At 66.1% G+C, this 18,478-nt stretch carries 19 protein-coding genes; 13 read left to right on the top strand and 6 right to left on the bottom strand.

The window, feature by feature from the left end:
• Positions 1–53 precede the first annotated feature (53 nt).
• Positions 54–1,193, top strand: a complete 1,140-nt coding sequence (locus tag ACOGXC_RS09180) for a CaiB/BaiF CoA transferase family protein (RefSeq protein ID WP_419917895.1) — start codon at positions 54–56, stop codon at positions 1,191–1,193.
• 34 nt (positions 1,194–1,227) lie between these two features.
• Here the strand turns inward: ACOGXC_RS09180 and ACOGXC_RS09175 are convergent, their stop codons facing one another.
• Positions 1,228–2,208, bottom strand: a complete 981-nt coding sequence (locus ACOGXC_RS09175; protein WP_419917894.1) for an MBL fold metallo-hydrolase — start codon at positions 2,206–2,208, stop codon at positions 1,228–1,230.
• 144 nt (positions 2,209–2,352) lie between these two features.
• On the bottom strand, positions 2,353–3,171 hold the full coding sequence (locus ACOGXC_RS09170) for an SDR family oxidoreductase (protein WP_419917893.1): 819 nt from the start codon (positions 3,169–3,171) through the stop codon (positions 2,353–2,355).
• A 164-nt stretch (positions 3,172–3,335) separates the two neighbouring features.
• Between ACOGXC_RS09170 and ACOGXC_RS09165 the strand changes: the two genes are divergently transcribed.
• From ACOGXC_RS09165 to ACOGXC_RS09115, 11 genes are all read left to right on the top strand, one after another.
• On the top strand, positions 3,336–4,190 hold the full coding sequence (locus ACOGXC_RS09165) for a CoA transferase subunit A (RefSeq protein ID WP_419917892.1): 855 nt from the start codon (positions 3,336–3,338) through the stop codon (positions 4,188–4,190).
• Positions 4,187–5,089 (top strand): CoA-transferase subunit beta, encoded by a 903-nt coding sequence (locus tag ACOGXC_RS09160; protein ID WP_419917891.1) that lies wholly within the window; start codon positions 4,187–4,189, stop codon positions 5,087–5,089. Before ACOGXC_RS09165 ends, ACOGXC_RS09160 begins: the two co-directional genes overlap by 4 nt.
• 53 nt (positions 5,090–5,142) lie before the next feature.
• Positions 5,143–6,291, top strand: a complete 1,149-nt coding sequence (locus tag ACOGXC_RS09155) for an NAD(P)H-dependent flavin oxidoreductase (RefSeq protein ID WP_419917890.1) — start codon at positions 5,143–5,145, stop codon at positions 6,289–6,291.
• 93 nt (positions 6,292–6,384) lie between these two features.
• Positions 6,385–7,527: an acyl-CoA dehydrogenase family protein gene (locus tag ACOGXC_RS09150; RefSeq protein WP_419917889.1), complete on the top strand. Its 1,143-nt coding sequence runs from the start codon at positions 6,385–6,387 to the stop codon at positions 7,525–7,527.
• A 60-nt stretch (positions 7,528–7,587) separates the two neighbouring features.
• On the top strand, positions 7,588–8,658 hold the full coding sequence (locus ACOGXC_RS09145) for an acyl-CoA dehydrogenase family protein (protein ID WP_419917888.1): 1,071 nt from the start codon (positions 7,588–7,590) through the stop codon (positions 8,656–8,658).
• Between the two features lie 100 nt (positions 8,659–8,758).
• On the top strand, positions 8,759–9,580 hold the full coding sequence (locus ACOGXC_RS09140; protein WP_419917887.1) for an ABC transporter ATP-binding protein: 822 nt from the start codon (positions 8,759–8,761) through the stop codon (positions 9,578–9,580).
• Positions 9,577–10,038, top strand: a complete 462-nt coding sequence (locus ACOGXC_RS09135) for an SRPBCC family protein (protein ID WP_419917886.1) — start codon at positions 9,577–9,579, stop codon at positions 10,036–10,038. The genes ACOGXC_RS09140 and ACOGXC_RS09135 overlap by 4 nt, the downstream gene beginning before the upstream one ends.
• Positions 10,039–10,209: 171 nt before the next feature.
• The gene (locus ACOGXC_RS09130) at positions 10,210–10,728 is read left to right on the top strand and encodes a hypothetical protein (RefSeq protein WP_419917885.1); all 519 of its coding nucleotides are present in this window, start codon (positions 10,210–10,212) and stop codon (positions 10,726–10,728) included.
• A gap of 20 nt (positions 10,729–10,748) precedes the next feature.
• A complete protein-coding gene (locus tag ACOGXC_RS09125; RefSeq protein WP_419917884.1) occupies positions 10,749–11,942 on the top strand; it encodes an acyl-CoA dehydrogenase family protein in 1,194 nt (397 codons plus the stop codon).
• 133 nt (positions 11,943–12,075) lie between these two features.
• The gene (locus ACOGXC_RS09120; RefSeq protein ID WP_419917883.1) at positions 12,076–13,011 is read left to right on the top strand and encodes an acyl-CoA dehydrogenase family protein; all 936 of its coding nucleotides are present in this window, start codon (positions 12,076–12,078) and stop codon (positions 13,009–13,011) included.
• 9 nt (positions 13,012–13,020) lie between these two features.
• Entirely contained in the window at positions 13,021–13,608 is a 588-nt protein-coding gene (locus ACOGXC_RS09115; protein WP_419917882.1) for a TrmH family RNA methyltransferase, read from the top strand.
• Here the strand turns inward: ACOGXC_RS09115 and ACOGXC_RS09110 are convergent.
• From ACOGXC_RS09110 to ACOGXC_RS09095, 4 genes are all read right to left on the bottom strand, one after another.
• Entirely contained in the window at positions 13,593–13,979 is a 387-nt protein-coding gene (locus ACOGXC_RS09110; RefSeq protein ID WP_419917881.1) for an RloB family protein, read from the bottom strand. The genes ACOGXC_RS09115 and ACOGXC_RS09110 overlap by 16 nt on opposite strands.
• Positions 13,980–14,038: 59 nt before the next feature.
• Positions 14,039–15,388: an AAA family ATPase gene (locus ACOGXC_RS09105; protein ID WP_419917880.1), complete on the bottom strand. Its 1,350-nt coding sequence runs from the start codon at positions 15,386–15,388 to the stop codon at positions 14,039–14,041.
• An 84-nt stretch (positions 15,389–15,472) separates the two neighbouring features.
• A complete protein-coding gene (locus tag ACOGXC_RS09100) occupies positions 15,473–16,378 on the bottom strand; it encodes an SDR family NAD(P)-dependent oxidoreductase (RefSeq protein WP_419917879.1) in 906 nt (301 codons plus the stop codon).
• 30 nt (positions 16,379–16,408) lie between these two features.
• Positions 16,409–17,227 carry a formate/nitrite transporter family protein gene (locus tag ACOGXC_RS09095; protein ID WP_419917878.1) on the bottom strand — a complete coding sequence of 273 codons (819 nt, stop codon included), beginning with the start codon at positions 17,225–17,227 and terminating at the stop codon, positions 16,409–16,411.
• A gap of 38 nt (positions 17,228–17,265) precedes the next feature.
• Here ACOGXC_RS09095 and ACOGXC_RS09090 point away from each other — a divergent pair, with 38 nt between their 5' ends.
• Entirely contained in the window at positions 17,266–18,468 is a 1,203-nt protein-coding gene (locus tag ACOGXC_RS09090; protein ID WP_419917877.1) for a hypothetical protein, read from the top strand.
• Positions 18,469–18,478: the final 10 nt, after the last annotated feature.

The raw sequence follows: 18,478 nt of genomic DNA, 5'->3' as shown, positions 1-18,478 counted from the left end.
TGGTCTTGTCCTGCCTTCCGGTTGTATCGGCTTGTGGACATACCGTAGGGGCCATGGGTCCTCTTCAGGGAATGCGAATCATCGAGTTGGCCGGAATCGGTCCCACCCCGTTCGCGGGCATGATGCTGTCGGATCTGGGGGCCGAGGTCATACGGGTCGACCGGGTGGGCGGTTCGGGAAGCCCGGTGGGGTCACAATCGGGTCCCATGGAGCGGGGTAAGCGGGCGGTGGCCATCAACCTCAAGCGGCCCGAGGGAGTTGAGGCGCTGCTCCGGCTGGTCGAGGTGTCCGACGGCCTGTTCGAGGGCTTCCGGGCCGGGGTGGTCGAGCGTCTCGGTGTCGGCCCCAGGGTTTGTCTGGCCCGCAACCCCGAGCTGGTCTACGGGAGGATGACCGGTTGGGGCCAGGCCGGCCCGCTGGCCGACCGGGCCGGTCACGACATCAACTACATTTCGCTGGCCGGCCCGCTGGCCCACATCGGTCGCCCCGGCCAGCCACCCTCGGTGCCGCTCAACCTCATCGGCGACTTCGGGGGTGGTTCGGTATTCCTGGTGCTGGGCATGGTGGCGGCCCTGCTGGAGGTGGCTCGAGGCGGCAACGGCCAGGTGGTGGATGCCGCCATGGTGGACGGGGCGGCCTACCTGATGTCGCCCCTGTACGCCGCCCACGCCAGCGGGTTCTGGACCGATGATTACGGGACCAATTTCTTGGACTCCGGGGCCTACTTCTACGAGGTGTACGGCACCGCCGACGGCAGGTGGTTGGCGGTGGGGGCCATCGAACCCCAGTTTCACGACGAGTTCATGGCCGGAATAGGCCTGGCCGGTGCCGGCGATCTTCCCGATCAGATGGACCGGGACCGGTGGCCGGAGATGAAACAGAGGGTGGGCGAGATCATCGCCGGACGCACCCTGAACGAGTGGATGGCGGTGTTCGACGGCACCGATGCCTGCGTAACCCCGGTGCTGACAATGGGGCAGACCCCAGCGCACCCCCACGCCCGGGCCCGCTCCTCGTTCTTCGAGGCCTGCGGGGTTTCCCAGCCCCGGCCCGCTCCCCGCTTCGAGGGCACTCCCGCCGAGCCGGCCACCGAGGCAAAGCCACCCGGGTCGGACACCGGCACCATTCTGGAGGAGTTGGGCTACTCGACCAGCGATGTCGAAGCGCTCCGGGCATCCGGTGCGGTGGCCTGAGGACGCATCTCGGGGCTGGTGACCAGCCTGGTGTCTAGGGCAGGCAGTACACGGCTTTGCTGGTGGGCTGCCCGCCGGTGGTCACCCGCCCATCGGCGGTCATGGCTATTAGATGGGCCAGCACGGAGCGCGAGGCGGGCTCATGCAGCTCGGGGGCCACATCGGCGTACATGGTTCTTACCATCTCCGTGATGGTGGCCGGGCCGGTGGCCAGGCACTCCAGGATCTGGCGTTCCCGCTCCAGCCGGTGATCGTAAAGGGCTTCCACCAGCGGGTAGGGCTCCGTGACCGGCGGCCCGTGGGTGGGCCAGTAGAACCGGTCGCCGGGAGAGTCGGCCAGAAGCCGCAGGCTGGCCATGTAGTCGCTCATGTTGCCATCGGGTGGGGGGATGATGGTGGTGGACCATCCCATGATGTGATCGCCGGTGAACACCCCGGCCATTTCCCGCCAGCGGTAGGCAATATGGTTGGAGATGTGGCCCGGAGTGTGTAGGCACTGGAAGCTCCAGCCCGGCCCCTCGATCACGTCGCCGTGAACCACCGTGGAGTCGGGTATGAACTCCAGGTCGCCCCGTTCCTCGATTTTTGCATCGTCGCTCTTTGCATCGCCGGTTCCGCCAAGCGGGTGGGGTCCGGACTCTTCGTCGCCGGGTTCGGCGAGCGGGGCATTGCCGGTGTCGGCCACCGGGTGGGGTCCGAACCCGTAAACCGGCGCTGCGGTGGCTTCGGCCAGCGCCCGGGAAGCGGGGGAGTGGTCACGATGGGTGTGGGTGACGAGGATGGCTTCCACGCGCTCGCCCTTCACCGCCGCCAGCAGGGCATCCACGTGCTCGGTGTCGTCGGGCCCAGGATCCAGGATCGCCACCCGCCCCCGCCCCACGATGTAGGTGCCGGTACCCCGGTAGGTGAACTTGCCGGGATTGTTGGCCACGATGCGGCGCAGGCCGGGAGCCATTTCCGCCACCGTGCCGTAGCGCACCTCGGGTTCGGTGACGAACGGGATGCTTCGCGCCATGACGTACCCGGTTCCCGCTAACCCTCGCCGGTGGCAGCAGTGCCCCCGGAGTGAAACAAGCTACCCACAACCGCTAACTCTCGCCGGTGGCAACCTCGCCGGTGGCAGCAGTGCCCCCGGAGTGAAACAAGCTACCCACAACCGCTAACTCTCGCCGGTGGCAACCTCGCTGGTGGCAACCTCGCTGGTGGCAACCTCGCCGGTGGAAGCTCCCAGGTAGGCGGGCTTCTCGCCCCCGCCGTGCACCTTTATGTTGGCCCCTGTCATCCACCGGGCCAAAGGTGAGGCCAAGAACAGGCACACATCGGCCACGTCCTCGGGGCGGCCCATGCGACCCAAAGCGATGGTCTCGCCCACCGCGGCGATGCCGGCTTCGTCGCCGTAGTACAAGTGGGCCTCGTCGGTCACGATCAGCCCGACGGTTACGGTGAGAACCCGAATCCTGGGGCCCCACTCCACGGCCAGGGTTTCGCTCATGTTCAACAGCCCGGCCTTGGCGGCCCCGTAGGCTACGCCCTTGGGGTTGGGCCGGATGCCCGACACAGAGGCAATGTTGAGGATCACCCCGCCGCTTTGCTGGTTCTGCATCACCGGGTACACCGCCTGGCTGAACGCCATCGGGGCCAGCAGGTTCAGCGCCACTATCTTCTCGTTGAAGCGGGGCGACACCGTTGCCGAGTCGGCCGGGGGGGCCCCGCCCGCGTTGTTGATGAGGACATCCACCCTCCCGGTGCGATCCACCGCCGCCCTCACCACTCCGGCGATCTGCTCGGGATCTCGCACATCGGCGGCGGTGAACGTCGCCACGTTGCCCCCCGCGGCCACCGGCTCGGTGGGTGGTCGCCGGGCACAGGTCACGACATCGGCCCCCGCAATCAGGAATCGGGTGGCCAAACCCCGGCCCAGGCCCTTGGTCCCGCCGGTGACGATGACGGTTTTGCCGGTGAAATCCAGCTCTTTCATTGCTGACAGTGTGCCCCATCCCGCCGTCACCGGTCATTCCGGGGGAGGGGCAGGGGCGCTACCCCGGTTCGGGGGTGGGGCGGGCTTGGTGGTTCGGGGGTGGTGATTGGTGTGCGGGCTTGGTGGTTCGGGGGTGGCGGTGGGGGCGGGCTATCGTCGCGGTCATGGTCGACAAGCGGATGACCGAGGATGAGGTCATCGCCGAACTGCGCGACGGCATGACCATCGGTATCGGCGGCTGGGGGTCGCGCCGCAAGCCCATGTCGCTGGTGCGGGCGATACTGCGATCCGATCTCAAAGATCTGACCGTGGTGGCCTACGGCGGCCCCGACATCGGCCTTTTGTGCGCGGCGGGCAAGCTGCGCCGGGCGGTGTACGGGTTCGTGTCGCTGGATTCCATCCCGCTGGAGCCCCACTTCCGCCGGGCCCGCCAGAGTGGGGCCATCGAGTTCATCGAGCTGGACGAGGGGGCCTTCTACCTGGGGCTGCTGGCCGGGGCTCATCGGGTGCCGTTCTACCCCTCCCGGGCCGGTTTGGGTTCTGACATGCTGCTCATGAACCCCGAGCTGCGCATCGTGGTGTCTCCCTATGATGACGGTGAGGAGCTGGTGGCCATCCCCGCATTCGAGCTGGACGCCGCCCTCATCCACATGAACCGGGCCGACGCCGCCGGCAACGGCCAGTTCTTGGGACCGGACCTGTACTTCGACGACCTGTTCGCCATGGCCGCCGCCAAGACCTACATGAGCACCGAGCGGATCATCCCCACCGAGAACCTGCTGGATGAGGGGCCGGTGCATACGCTGCGCATCCCCCGCATCTTCACCGATGGCGTGGTGGAGGCCCCCCGGGGGGCTCACTTCACCGAGTGCCCCCCCGATTACGGGCGCGACGAGCCCTTCCAGCGGGAGTACGCCGCCACCGCTCGCGACCCCGGGGCCTGGGACACCTTCCGCAGCGCCTACCTGGACATTGCCTCCCATGAGGAGTATCGCAGAGTGCTGGAGGCCCGCTCATGAACACCACTGCCGATCACGCTTTTGGAGCCATCACCGGTACCTCATCGGCGGACCGCCCCGCGGGAGCCACCTCATCGGCGGACCGCCCCGCGGGAGCCAGCACTGCGGGAGCTACCATCGGCACCTCATCGGCGGACCGCCCCGCGGGAGCCACCATCGACGAGATCTGCGTGGTGGCCTGTGCCGAGGCCTTCAGAGGGGACGGCGAGATCCTGTGCAACCCCATCGGCACGGTTCCCATCGTGGGGGGTCGGCTGGCCCGGGCCACCTTCGAGCCCGACCTGGTGTACACCGACACCGTGTCGGTGCTGGTTGCCAACGACTACCCGGTGGGGGATCCCGCTGCCCCCAGGGTGGTGGAGTCGTGGGTGCCGTACCGCACGGTGTTCGACATCGTGTGGTCGGGCAAGCGTCACGTGATGATGGGGGCCAGCCAGATCGACCAGTGGGGCAACCAGAACATTGCCGCCATCGGTGATTTCCGCCGGCCAAAGGCGCAACTGCTCGGTTTGCGCGGCGCTCCGGGCAACCTGGTCAACCACACCACCAGTTACTGGGTTCCCAACCATTCCCCCCGATCCTTCGTGGCTTCGGTGGACGTGGTGTCGGGCCCGGGCTACGACCGGATGCGGGAGTTGGGAGCGCCGGGCAACCGTTTCCACGAGGTGCGGCGGGTGGTGTCCAACCTCGGGGTGTTCGACTTCGATACCGGCGATCACCGCATGAGGATCGTCTCGGTCCATCCCGGCGTGACGGTGGATCAGGTGGTCGAGGCCACCACCTTCGAGCTGGCCGGCATCGCCGAGGTGCCCGAAACCCGGCTGCCCACCGCCGAGGAGCTTCGCCTGATCCGCGAGGTGCTCGACCCCACCGGGGCCCGCAAGGCCGAGTTCGGCTGAGCGGTGCCGACCCCGGACTCTTTTGAGTTTTGGATGATGCAGGGGCTATTCGGATGAGCCCCGATCCTCGCTTGCGCACCCGGCTGTGCGGGTTGTTCGGGGTGGAGCATCCCATCGTGCAGACCGGTATGGGCTGGGTGTCGGGGGCCCGGCTGACCGCGGCCACCAGCAACGCCGGCGGCCTGGGCATAATTGCCGCCGCTCCCCTTACCTTCGACCAGATGGTCGGGACCATCGACGCGGTGGCCGGGGCCACCGATCGCCCCTTCGGGGTCAACCTCCGCACCGATGCCGCCGACATCGACCGCCGGGTGGATCACATCATCGCCAGCGGTGTTCCGGTGGCCAGTTTCGCCCAGGCCCCCGGTGAGGCCATCGTGAAGAAGCTGAAGGATGCCGGGGTGGTGGTGGTGCCCACCATAGGTGCGCCCCGCCACGCCGAGAAAGTGGCGGCCTGGGGGGTGGACGCGGTCATCGCCCAGGGGGCCGAAGGAGGGGGCCACACCGGCCCCATCGCCACCTCGCTGCTTTTGCCCGCGGTGATCGACACGGTGGACATCCCCGTGATAGCGGCGGGGGGTATGTTGGATGGGCGCTCGTTGGTCGCCGCGCTGGCGTTCGGGGCCGAAGGCATCGCCATGGGCACCCGGTTCCTGCTGTCCTCCGACAGCGACGTTCCCGACCGGGTAAAGGCCATATACCTGAACACCCCGCTGACCGGCACGGTGGTTACCACTTCGGTGGATGGCGTACCCCAGCGGGTCATCAACACCGACGTGGTTGCCCGGCTGGAACGGTCCGGCCCGCTGTCGCTCATTCGGGCGGTCCGCAACGCGCTCAAGTTCCGATCCCTCACCGGGGTGGGTTATCGCCAACTGCTGTCCGAGGGACTGGCCATGCGCCGCAGCCTCAACCTCACCTGGGCCCAGATGGCCATGGCCGCCAACGCCCCGATGATGACCAAGGCCGCCATGGTGGACGGCCACCCCGAGGTTGGCATCCTGCCCACCGGTCAGGTTGTGGGCAGCATCGACAACCTCCCCGGTTGCCAGGAGATCATCGACTCCATAATCGCAGAAGCCACCGCAGCCCTAAACCGCCTCACGAACCCTTCTTCTCTAAGTCGACCCGTCGCTTCCGGTCGTTTGCGTCCCCGCCCTCGCCGACCGGTTTCTGAACGGGTTATGGAACATAGAGACTGATTTGTGACCATAGTGTATTTCGATCCGACAAACCTGCCGGGGTCGTCACCGGATGCTGTTTGAACCGGAGGCTGGGGCCTAGAGTTCTTGCTGATGGATTTGTCGTTCACCCCGGCGGAGCAGGCGTTCCGGGAGGAGGCCCGCACCTGGTTGGCCGAGAACGTGCCGGCCGAGCCGCTGGCGTCGATGGACACCCCCGGGGGCTTCGAGGAGCACCGTCAGTGGGAGCACCTCCTCTTCGATGCCGGGTGGGCGGTGGTTTCGTGGCCGGAGCGCTACGGCGGCCGGGAGGCATCGCTGGTGGAGTGGTTGATCTTCGAGGAGGAGTACTGGGCCGCGGGGGCCCCGGGGCGGGTGTCATCCAATGGGGTGAGCCTGCTGGCCCCCACCATCTTCGACTTCGGCACCCCCACCCAGCAGGACCGCTTCTTGCCGCCCATGGCTAGGGGTGACGAGATCTGGGCCCAGGGATGGTCGGAACCCGATGCCGGTTCCGATCTGGCCGGCATCAAGACCAGAGCCCGGCGTGACGGCGAGCACTTCGTGATCGACGGCCAGAAGACCTGGTGCTCCCGGGGGGCGTTCGCCGACTGGTTCTTCTGCCTGGTGCGTACCGACCCCGACTCCGAGCGCCACGCCGGGCTCAGCTACCTGCTGGTGCCCGGTGATACCGAGGGTTTCGAGGCTCGACCGGTGGGTCGTCTCGACGGCGAGCCCGGCTTTGCCGAGTTGTTCTTCGACGGTGCCAGGGTGCATGAGCGTCACCTGCTGGGTGGGGAGGGCGAGGGGTGGGCGGTGGCCATGGCTACCACCGGCAGCGAGCGGGGGCTGAACCTGCGGGCCCCGGGCCGGTTCATGGCCACCGCCGACCGGCTGGTTGGCCTCTACAAGGAAACCGCCGAGCGCCGGGGGCCCGACCGGGAGCGCAGGGATCAGGTGGTAGGGGCCTGGATGGGGGCTCAGGCCTACCGCTGGCAGACCTATGCCACCGAGGCCCGCCTGCGGGACGGAGCCCCCATCGGTTCGGATGCCAGCTTCATGAAGGTGCTTTGGTCGGAGCTGGATGTGGAGCTGCATGCCACCGCGCTGAGGTTGCTGGGCCGGGACGGGGAGCGAGCCGATGGCTCGTGGATGGACGGCTACGTGTTCGCGCTGTCGGGCCCGATCTACGCCGGCACCAACGAGATCCAACGCAACATCATCTCCGAACGGGTGCTGGGACTTCCCCGGCGATGAGAGAAATATGAGAGAAGCAAGAGCAGGGGTTGGGGCGGGGCCGGTTCGTAGGCGGTAGGCGTGGATTTTTCGTTCAGTGACGACCAGATCATGTTCCGGGACACGGTGCGGGACTTTTTGACCAGTAAGTGTCCACCCGAGGTGGTGAGGTCGGCTTGGCACAACGACACCGGCCGGACCGGTGGCGGCGGTGGTGCTGGCCGGTCTGATGGTGCAGGCAGGGCTGATGGCGGCGGTGGTGCTGGCCGGACCGGTGGTGCAGATGTCACCAATGGCCTATGGGGCGCGCTGGCCCAGATGGGCGTGGTGGGTATGACCGCTCCCGAGTCGGACGGCGGGCTGGGCATGGACGAGATCGACCTGGTGCTGTTGCTGGAGGAGGCCGGCCGGGCCGCTTTGCCCGAGCCACTGCTGGAGCACACCGCAGTGGGGATTCCCACGCTGGTCGAGGATGGCGGCCCGGTGGCCCGGGATTGGTTGGAGCGGGCCGCATCCGGGGAGGCCACCCTGGGGGCGGGTTCTGATAGCGGCTACGTGGTGGGGGCGGCCTCCAGTGATCTGGTGCTGCTCATAGGCGATCGGGTCGGAGCCGTGCCGGTGGCCGGGGCATCGCTGGTTGCCCATCCCTCGATTGACGGTTCCCGGCGGTTGTACGAGGTGGGTGGGGATGCTGTGGTGCTGGACGCCGATCCCGGGCTGGCCTTCGATCGAGCCGCCTCGGGGGCCGCGGCCATTTGCGTCGGCGTGGCCCAGCATCTGCTGGACACCACCGTGGAGTACGTCTCGCAGCGCCACCAGTTCGGCAAGCCGGTGGGTACCTACCAGGCGGTCAAGCACCACCTGGCCAATGTTGCCCTCAAACTGGAGTTCGCCCGCCCCGCGGTCCACCACGCCGCCTGGTGCATCGCGACGGGCAGCTCCCACCGCAGCCGGGATGTGTCGCTGGCCAAGGCTCTGGCTTCGGAAGCGGTGGACCTGGCCGCCCGGACCGCTCTTCAGTGCCACGGTGCCATCGGCTACACCTTCGAGTACGACCTGCACCTGTGGATGAAGCGGGGCTGGGCCCTGGCCGCGGCCTGGGGCGACACCGCCTGGCACCGTAACCGTATCGCCGATGCGCTGGGAATCTGAGGCTTTGGACCGGCCCGAACGAATAGATGGTATCTCCGTAACCGTATCGCCGATGCGCTGGGAATCTGATGGGCTGGGAATCTGAGGTAGCGTGGCTCGGATGAAGGTTCAGGGCGCATCCGCAGTGTTGGAAGCCCCCTCCCCCCCGGCTGTGCCCACGGATGGGCCCCTTTTGGCTGTCGAGGGGGTCACGGTGCGTTTCGGCGGGGTCGTGGCGGTGGACGATGTGACCATGTCGGTGTTGCCCGGTCAGATTCGAGGTCTCATCGGCCCCAACGGAGCGGGCAAGACCACCCTGTTCGACAGCATCACCGGGGTGAACATCCCGACCGCTGGATCGATTCGGCTGGAGGGCAAGGAGCTGAGCGGACGACCGGCCACCTGGCGGGCCCGGCGGGGCATACGCCGCACGTTCCAGCGCCAGCAGCCGTTCGGCTGGCTGTCGGTGGCCGACAACGTGCTGACTGCTCTGGAATGGGAGGGTGGCGGGGGCGGTATCGCTGCCGACCTGCTGGCCCTGCCCTCCCGCCGGCGCGTGGAGGCTCGCCGCCGCCGGCGGGTGGATGAGGTGCTGGAGCTGTGCGGCCTTGTGGATATCCGCGACACCCCGGCGGGGGAGCTACCCATCGCCCGGGCTCGTATGGTGGAGTTGGCTCGGGCCGTGGTGTCCCGCCCCAAGCTGCTGCTGCTGGACGAGCCCACCTCGGGCATAGAGCACGAGGAGGCCGCCCAGCTCGGCGGGATAATCCAGACCATCCGGGCCGAGGACCGGTGCTCGGTGCTGCTGGTGGAGCACGATGTGGCGTTCGTCATGTCCCAGTGCGACCGCATAACCGTATTGAACCTGGGCCGGGTGATCGGGGAGGGATCGCCCGAGGAGGTTCGCAGCAACCCCGCGGTGCGCGACGCCTACCTGGGTTGAGCCGAGTCATGCGGACCTTCTCCTCGTCGACACCGATTGCGGCCCCCCAGGCAGTGGCCTGGGAGGTGATGACCGACCATGAGCTGTACGCCCGGTGGGTTCCCCGGTGCCGGGTGGAGCTGGAGACCGAGGGTTCGCCCGACCGCAACGGGGTTGGTGCAGTCCGGGTGTTCCGCACCGGCCCGGTGAGCACCAGTGAGGAGATCACCGCCTTCGATCCGCCCCATCGCATGGCCTACCGGATATTGAGCATCCCGCTGCCGGTGCGCAACTGCCGCTCCGAGATGCTGCTGGTGGAAGGCGAGCAGGCCGGGAGCTGTACCCTGCACTGGGACTCCTGGTTCGAGCCGGTCATTCCGTTCACCGGCGGCATCATCGGTAAGGTCATGGCCTCGGCGGTGGAAAAGATGGCCGCCGGTATCGCCACGGAGGCCCAGGGTCGAGCCCAATCTGTATGAGCAAGGCGGCTGTATGGGTCGAGCCCCTGTATGAGTAGGGCGGCTGTATGGGTCGAGCCCCTGTATGAGTAGGGCGGCTGTATGAGTCGAGCCCAATCTGTATGAGCAAGGCGGATTCGTTGGGCGCTGCTGGGCTCCTGGGTTTGCTTAGTTGGGGTCGGCCCGCTGCCCATGGCTGATCCGGATACCCGTCCAGTGGTGGTGATGTTGTGTACCGGCAACGCGGCCCGCTCGGTGATGGCCACCGTCATGGGGCGGGCCCGCACCGATGCGGTGCGTTTCGTTGGGGCCGGTACCCACAGCATCGAGGGTCTTCCCATGAGCAACCGCACCCGGCGAGCGCTGGAGGATTTGGGTTTGGCCGACCGCTCCCACCGCAGCCACCAGCTCACCGCCGCCGATGCCGAGGATGCCGACCTCATTGTGGCCTTCGCCCCCGAGCACGTGGACTATGTCCGCCGGGTCCATCCCACCGCCGCGGCCCGCACCGCCACCATCAAACGCCTGGTGGCCGATCTGAGGCCCGGCCCCGATGCACTGGCCCGGCGGGTGGCCGCGCTCAACCTGGCCGGTGCCGAGGTACCCCGCACCGAGGAGGTGGTCGATCCCGGTGGGGGGGAGGATGACGCTTTTGAGGCCTGCGCCAAAGAGATCAACTCGCTGATGGATCGACTGCTGTTCTTGCTTTAGGTCTGGGTACCATCGACTCGATGGATTTGCGGTTCACGGCTGGGGAGTTGGCGTTTCGTGACGAGTTGCGCCACTGGCTCGGTACCGTGCTGCCCACCTTGGGCAGTCCCCCCGGACGCACCGACTGGGCCGCCCGCCGGGAATGGGACACCGCCTGGCAGAGGATGCTCTTCGACACCGGGTACGCGGGCATCAACTGGCCCTCGGAGTACGGGGGTCGGGGCTCAACTCCCACCGAGCACCTGATTTTCTTGGAGGAGACCACCCGGATGGGTGCCCCCTACGTGGGGGTTAATTTCGTCGGCCTGCTTCATGCCGGCCCCACCCTCATTGCCGAGGCCACCCCGGCTCAGCAGGCGTATCACCTCCCCGGCATCCTGAGGGGTGAGCAGGTGTGGTGCCAGGGCTTCTCGGAGCCCAACGCCGGATCCGACCTGGCCTCGCTGTCCACCCGGGCTATCCGCGACGGCGACCACTACGTTGTGACCGGCCAGAAGATCTGGACATCGTTCGGTCACGTGGCCGACTACTGCGAGCTGCTGGTGCGCACCGACACCGAGGCCCCCAAGCACCGGGGCATCACCTGGCTGATATGCCCCATGGATCTGCCCGGTATCGAGGTCCGGCCCATCACCACCGTGGCCGGTTCCAGCGAGTTCTGCGAGGTGTTCTTCGACGAGGTTCGCATCCCGGTGCAGAACCGGGTGGGTGACGAGAACGATGGCTGGCGGGTGGCCATGGTCACGTTCAGCTTCGAGCGGGGCACTGCTTTCATCAGCGAGCTGCTGGGGACCATGGCGCAGCTCGCCGAGATGGCCGGGGAGGCTCGGCGCATTCCCCGCAACGGGTCAACCGTCTGGGACGATCCTGAGGTGCGTCGGGAGATCGGCCGGCTCCAGGCCGAGTACGATGCCCTGTGGGCGCTGACCAAGCGGGTGGTTTCGCAGGCTCAGCGCACCGGGATGCCCGGCCCCGGAGGCTCGGTGTTCAAGCTGTACTACGCCGAGGTCAAAAAGCGCATGGCCGACCTGGCTCACCGCTTGCTGGGGCGGGAGGCCCTGGTGCTGGCCGACGATTCCGGTGACGAGCAGACCGGCGGCGACATGGTGGCCGGCCGGTTGTACGTGCTCAGCCTGTCCATTGCCGCGGGAACCTCCCAGATCCAGCGGAACATAATCGGCGAGCGTATCCTGGGCCTACCCAAGGAGCGGTAGGACAGCGATAGGACATGAGTGTGGGGTGCTACGAGCAGGTGAGGGGTATTGTTTGTTCGTCTGTCGGTCGGGACTCCGGGACATGAGTGTGGGGTGCTACGAGCAGGCTTCGGGTTGGCTTGAGGAGCGGTAGATGGACTTTGAGCTGACCGAGGACCAGGTTGCGCTGTGCGACGGTATCCGGGACTTGTGCCGGGGTCGTTTCGACATCGACACCGTTCGGGGGCTGGCTGACTGTGGAGGGGTGGATCGCCGCTTGTGGGCCGAGCTGGCCGGTACCGGGGTGTTCTCGCTGGTGGTGCCCGAGGCCGATGGTGGGGTTGGGCTGGGTTGGGTGGATGTCGCGCTGGTGTACGAGCAGTTGGGCCGGGCCCTGGTGCCTGGGCCGCTGGTGGGCACGCTGCTGGCGGCCGGGGTGGTGGACGGAGCCGTGGTCGGGCTGGTCGAGCGCACCGACGGTCCCGTTCTGGTGGAGTACCCCGACGTGCTGGATGCCCTGCTGGTGGTGGACGGCGGCGGGGTGTGGTGGGTGGATGTCTCCGGGTTGGCGGTGCAGGCGGCTCGGGCGGTGGATCCGCTGACCCCGGTGGGTCGGGTGGCCGAGCTTCCTCAGGGCGACCGGGTGGCCGATCCCGATGGTTGGGCCGACCGGGCGGTTTTGTTGAGTTCGGCCCTTCAGGTGGGCCTGGCCCTGGGAGCTCGGGAGCTGGCGGTGGCCTACGCCCAGGAGCGCCGGCAGTTCGGCAAACCTATCGGCCAGTTCCAGGCGATCAAGCATATGTGCGCCGACATGTACAGCCGGGAGGAGGTGGCCCGGGCCGCCCTTTACTTTGCCGGGTGCGTGATGGACTCCCCCGAGTTGGGTGACGTGTCCCGAGCGGTGTCGGGGGCCCGCATCCTGGCTGCCGAAGCGGCCGACCACAACGGCAAGGACTGCGTGCAGGTCCACGGGGGCATGGGGTTCACCTGGGAGATCGACGCCCATCTCTACCTGAAACGGGCCTGGGCGCTCACCCCGAGCTTTGGATCGCTCGACGAGCACGCTGAGCGCATCGCCGCTACGGTCTAGCGGCCGGCCATGGAGGCACCGCGGCGCTGGATGGATCGCCTTGCACCCCACCTTGATCCCGAGCTGGTGGAGGGCGGTGACACCCGCAACGTGGTGGATGCCTACCGTTTCTGGCGTCACGATGCCATCGTTGCCGACATGGACACCGGCCGCCACGGGTTCCATGTGGCCGTGGAGAACTGGCAGCACGATCTCAACATCGGCACCCTGGTTCGCAACGCCAACGCCTTCGGGGCCGCCACCGTCCATATAGTGGGCCGCCGCCGCTGGAACCGCCGGGGAGCCATGGTCACCGACCGCTACCTCCACATACTCCACCACCCCGAGCTGGAGGATCTGGTGGCCTGGGCCGGTGAGACCGAGCTACCGATACTGGGCATCGACAACGGCCCCGGCACCGTACCCATCGAGGGCTACTCGCTGCCACAACGATGCCTGCTTCTCTTCGGTCAGGAGGGCCCCGGCCTGTCACCCCCAGCCCTGGCCGCCTGCCAGGCAGTGCTGGCCATCACCCAGTTCGGCTCAACCCGTTCCATCAACTCCGCCGTAGCCTCCGGCATAGCCATGCACCGCTGGATATGTCAACACAAACTTTGAATATACGGGTTCTGGCCTGTTAGAATTACGCTAACAGCAGCAGGGATGTAAATCATGGATAAAATAAGTCTAACTAACTTTCGTTGCTTTCGCGAAGAACAAAATGCAACACTTGCTCCACTTACATTGCTCGTCGGTGAAAATAGCAGGTGAGAATCAATATCAAACATGCACCAGATCTCATCATGAGCGCGGTCATAGCCTCGTTTCTGATTTCGCTCCTCTGACTTCTTTGCCTCAACTGCTTTGTTGACGAGTGCTAGTGGTACACCGTGGAATGAATCAATTGTGATCAATAAACGGTCCCTAAACTCCCTGCGCCAAGGCAACAAGTATTGTTCCTCGGTTTTCTCGCCCTCAGTGAAAATCAAGATCGAACGTCGGGAGGGGTGATGTTTCGACCTATGGAGAGTCCTTGAAGAGCGTGCTCTCAATGTGAGCCTGCTAGTTCAGGTTCTACAGCGGCGGCGAACTCGTGGTGGGATAGGATCGGGGTAGCCCCGTACCTTCCTTCCAAGTATCGCTTGCCAATGGCTTCCTGTTTTCGGGGTTCAAGGTCGGTGAGCGGGTACAAGCGGGTACTCCCCTCATTGACTTTCTCGGTGAACCAGACTTGATCTCGCCCCATGAGCCGATCGTCCACGGTGTTGCCTAGCAGCGTTGGGTCATGCGAGTTGAACATCAACTGGGCGTGTTGAGGGTTTGTTTCGGGATCTTGGAAGAGGCGGACTAGTTCAGCCACCAGAGCGGGATGAAGGCTGGCATCGAGTTCGTCCGTGCAGAGGACGGATCCCGACTCAAGAGCTTGAACGACAGGCCCGATGAGACCGAACCAGACGCGCGTGCCGAGGGATTCATCACCAGCAGGCAACTCCATCGTGTGGCCTCCTGCTGCCCGGTGAACCAACCGGATATCCAGCTCCTCGAACGTCGGCTCGTCGTCTCCATCCGGTTCTTCCTCGATGCCATAAAGGATGCGTGCCGCGCGACGCAACCGTTCTTGGACCACAGGGTTTAACTCATGCTTGCGGGCATCGGTGATACCAAGATCCGCGGCCCTGAGCAGATCCAAAATTCGTTGGCGATGGCCATCGTTGTTGAGCATCTTGGTCGTTAGCGCCTGGCGCCACGCTCGAGAGTGAGCATCCGCAAACAGGAGGTTCTGTTCGAACCACTGGTGCAGCCGAAGGAGCGTGACGTGTTTAGCCGAAGCGGCAGTGGACAGCAACAGGGCGTTCGGCCTGAGCACTTCCTGCACAGCTCGAGTCTTCTGACGTTCTATAGCACCGGTCTCGACCTGATCCCGCTCTCGCCGGAAGATGAGAGCAGCCCGCCCCTTGGGGTACCAGTACGCCCATTCCTCCAAGACCTCCTGATCGTCGATTATGAAGCCGTACTCGTGTCGCACACCGCCGACCACAACGTCAACCTCATAGCGCGACGGTTGGCTTCGTAGGTCAGGATCCAAGAGAAACGGTTGCCGAGGCATCCCGCCGGTGGGGTTGCCCGAACGGAACGACAGCAGGACGTGCCTGCGCATGTCATTCATCGCCTTGAGCAGGTTGCTCTTGCCGGAGCCGTTGGCTCCGAATATGCCGGCCACCGCCAGCACGCCACGGGAGGACCCCTTCTGCTGCCACGGCACGCTACGCGAGTAGCGCTTTTCTCCCATTTTGGTTGCGAGCAGGGAGAGCTCCAAGTCGTCCCTGAACGACCGGACATTGGCTGCCCGGAAGCTGAGCAGGGCAGAAGGGAAAAACAACGTACTATCGATTGTCACAGCCTAAGTATTGCAAGAAACTTGCGCTATAAGTCAAATGAGGCCGAGTTGTTTGCCTCTTTCGGGTCGCGGTGGGACTCAGCCCTATGGGCGGGGGAGGAGGTTGCGGGGGAACAGGTGGTCGAGTTCATCCAGGGTCCAGGGGGCGACTTGGGAGTGGTCGCCCCGGTAGATGGCCCTTTCCTCCCGCAGCTCGTTGAACACGGCCACTTGGCCGCCGGCGGCGTGGACCACTTGACCGCTCACGTAGCCGGCTGCGTCGGTGCACAGCCACACCACTGCGGGGGCGACGTATTCGGGTGGGGGAGTGGTTAGGTAGCTCTGCCACATCTCGTCGTCGATGATGCCCTGCTCGTGCCAGGCCCGGAAGTCGTCGTGTGATTTGGCGTGCAGCCGGGTGGCTGCTCCCGGGGCCAGGCAGTTGACGGTGACACCGGTGCCCGCGGTTTCGGTGGCCAGCGCCTTGGTCATGGAGATCACCCCGCCCATGGCCGCAGCGAAGGCCGGCTGGCCCAGATCACCCAGCGCCCCGTGCGAGGTGGTGTTGATCACCCGGCCCCGGCCCTGGGCCACCATAAGGGGCACGGCGTGACGGGCGATGAACCACTTCTGAGACATCTGGAGGGCGATGGTCTTGTGGTACAGCTCTGGTGACATCTCATAGATCGACCCCTCGATGGCCGCCCCGGCGCAGTTGATCGCAATGTCGATGCGCCCGTAGGTGTCCACCACCTGCTGCACCAGCGTCCCGGCTCCCTCGAAGGTGGCCACGTCACTGTGGTTGGCCACCGCGGTACCCCCGGTGGTTTCGATGTCGGCCACCGTGCGGGCCGCATGGGAGGCATCGGCCCCGTCACCCGACTCGTCGGTGCCCAGATCGTTCACCACCACCTTCGCCCCGTGCTCGGCCAGCAGCAGCGCAATGGCCCTGCCTATACCATTGCCCGCCCCGGTAACCATCGCCGCCCTGCCCTCCAGCCTTTTGCTCATATCACCAGGTTAACGGGATAGCGGGCCTTGTTACTGCCTGCGTAGGTAGACGGTCCAGTTGGCCACGCCGACGAGAACGCCGCCGACGATGTTGCCAAGGGTGACGGCGGCCAGGTTGTGGGCGATCCAGGGAAGGTTCAGGCGTCCCACCTGCTCTGATGTGAGCCCGGCGGCGGCCAGGGCATCGGTGTCGGTGGACACCAGCCAGCCCAGGGGCAAGAAGAACATGTTGGCGATGCTGTGCTCGAAGCCGGCGGCCACGAAGGCGGTGATGGGCAGGATTATGCCGGTCATCTTGTCGATGAGCGTGCGGCCCGCCACCGCCATCCACACCGCCAGGCACACCAGCAGGTTGGCCAGCAGTCCCCGCACGAACCCGGTTCCGAAGGATAGGTTGACCTTGTCGTTGGCGATCTGGATGGTCCGCACCGAGAACGAGTGATCCCCCTGGGCCCACCACCGGCTGAGGTACAGCAGGAACACGATCACCAGAGCGCCGATGAGGTTGGCGGCGAAGGCCAGTGACCAGTTGCGGGCCAGCTCACGACCGGTGATGCGCCGGCTGAAGAAGCTGGCCACCATGAGGTTGTTGCCTGTGAACAGCTCCGAACCGGTTACCACCACCAGGAACAGACCCAGTGAGAATCCCACGCCGATGAGCAGCCGGGCCGGGCCGGTTCCCAGCTCGGGGCTGACTGCGATGGTGAGGGCGAACACTCCGCCCAGGGCGATGAACGCCCCCGCCATGATCCCGAGAATGGTGGTCTGAGCAAGGTCGAATCTGGCTTTGCCGATACCGGCCCGCTTTATCTTCCGGGCGATCTCCTCCGGGGTCAGGGCTTCGGACATGCCCCCATTCTTACCCCGGAATAACTAGCTTGTGAGGCATGGCCGAGATGGTTCCGGGTACAGATTTTTCTGCTGGTGGGGTTGTCGCCGATTCCCGGTACTACGCCGGGGCGGTCGAGGGGCTACGGAGTGCCTGTGCCCAGGTGGGGGCGGCGGCGGACGCAGCCCAAAGGGCCGGATTCTTCTCCGGCATCGCCGGCTGGCACGACGAGGCCGATGCCTCGGCCCATGATGCGCACAAGACCGCGGTCATGGCCATGGCCGAGGCGTTGCGGGCCAAGGAGGCGGTTGCTGCCTACTCCGATGCCGCCCGACGGACGTTGGCCGAGGTTACCGCGGCGTTTGCCACCGCCGATATGCCCAGGGTTCCCACTGCTCCTACCGCTCCCACCGCCCCCAAAGCCGGTGCGGCTGATGCCGGGGGTGATGATCCCGGCGAGCGGGGCTTCTACTCCGCCCATCTGGCCGATGCCCTGGTTGCCCTGTCCCAGCAACGGGAGAGGCCAACCGACCTCGACACCGACGAAGCCGGTTATATCAAGATGGCCCAGACCCTCACCGTTCTGGCCGACGCCCGCACCTCCTATCGGGATGTGGATGCAACCCTGATCATGCTGGACAACGCCCGAAACGCCTACCAGGCGGCCTCGGCGGCCTCGGCGCAAACCGCTTTGGCGGCCGATGTCAAAGCCACACTGGACGGCGATATCCGGTCTTCTTCCATCGGTGAGTTCCGGTCCTCGTTGACTGCGTTGGCGGTCACCCGAACCGCCTACAACGCCGAGGTTGCCAACGGACTCTGGGGAGCCCTGGCCGAGGCCCGAACCAACCTGGCGGCGGCCACTGCGACAGTGTTCGAGATCCAAGCCGCGGCGGGCGACCGCGAGGGTACCGACGACCTTCACACCGCTTCGGCGCTGGCGTACTCGTTCGGCGATTCCCAGACCCCCGCAGGGGTTTACGACACTGCCCGGGATGTTGTCGTGGAGGCGAGGGAGTTCCGTCGCCGGGCCCAGAGCGCCTGCGACACCGTCGATGCGCTGCTGGTTGAGAACCGGGCGGTGGCTGCTGACGCCCTGATCGAGGCTCGGGCTGCGGTTGGTGGGCAAGCCCTCAGCGAGATTAAAGCCGCCTACGACATCACCAGCGATGCCATGGATGCCCTGTTCGGAGCCAGGGCGGCCTTCGAGGTGGGGTTCGACTTCACCCTGCCCGAGATCTTCGGTGACTCCGAGTTCTGATCGGGGCCTG

The organism is Candidatus Poriferisocius sp. (assembly GCF_965202595.1).
Taxonomy (GTDB): Bacteria; Actinomycetota; Acidimicrobiia; order Acidimicrobiales; family Bin134; genus Poriferisocius.
Note: the sequence above shows the minus strand (reverse complement) of the source record. Positions and strands in the feature narration are given on the sequence as shown.